This is a genomic window from Pseudoalteromonas sp. SG41-5 (assembly GCF_014164495.1).
Lineage (GTDB): Bacteria > Pseudomonadota > Gammaproteobacteria > Enterobacterales > Alteromonadaceae > Pseudoalteromonas > Pseudoalteromonas rhizosphaerae.
This window is the reverse complement of record NZ_JACJFH010000274.1, coordinates 1-602: the sequence shown is the minus strand read 5'-3', so window position 1 is coordinate 602 and position 602 is coordinate 1. Positions and strand designations below refer to the sequence as shown.

Below are 602 nucleotides of genomic sequence, written 5' to 3'. Positions count from 1 at the left end.
CTGATTTCCACAGAATGTCCGGTTTTCTCACCGTAGAGTTTTAAATTGCCCCAGGCATTACGCGCTATAACATAATAAATATCATCTTGCTCAAACGGGGTGTCTTCTAAAAATCGGTCAAGAATATCTTGATAATCCGCAGGATTTGTCAGCCAAAATAAACCATCGGCAAAGCCGCTGAACCCGAGTATTTGCCAGTATTCAAGTAGTTGGTCAGGCAGTTTCCCTCGATACGCTTCTATATCAGCGATAGTCGCGGGTACAGTTGTTGTTGGTTGACCAAACTCGCTTAAAAAAAGGTCTAAATATTCGTCATTGGATTCTATCATTATGGTCTACCTTTTATTTAACGGGCAGCGCTCAAGTTGAATGTTCAACTTAGCATCTGGGCCATGTTTTTTAAATGCGTTTTCAACTTGCTCATCCATTAACTGCACGCGTGTTTTATCCCCTTTTTTACTCCCTATAGGTGCTTTAGCCCACTGCGGACCTAAAGAGCCGTTGCAATGGTCGTTACCATGTTGAAGCGAGCGGAATGAGAGTACATAACTAACAGCTAAATGGTGTCTGTGGATGTGTTGTGCAGGCACGCAAAAATGTAT

Annotated in this window: 1 protein-coding gene and 1 pseudogene; both read right to left on the bottom strand. The window is 42.5% G+C overall.

Annotation, left to right across the window (positions count from 1 at the left end; translation table 11 throughout):
- Nucleotides 1-329, bottom strand: a 329-nt coding sequence (locus H5232_RS23575) for a GAD-like domain-containing protein (protein ID WP_310736905.1), incomplete at its 3' end; no start/stop codon positions are given.
- A 6-nt stretch (nucleotides 330-335) separates the two neighbouring features.
- Nucleotides 336-602: pseudogene (locus tag H5232_RS23570) on the bottom strand (hypothetical protein); the annotation flags it as partial.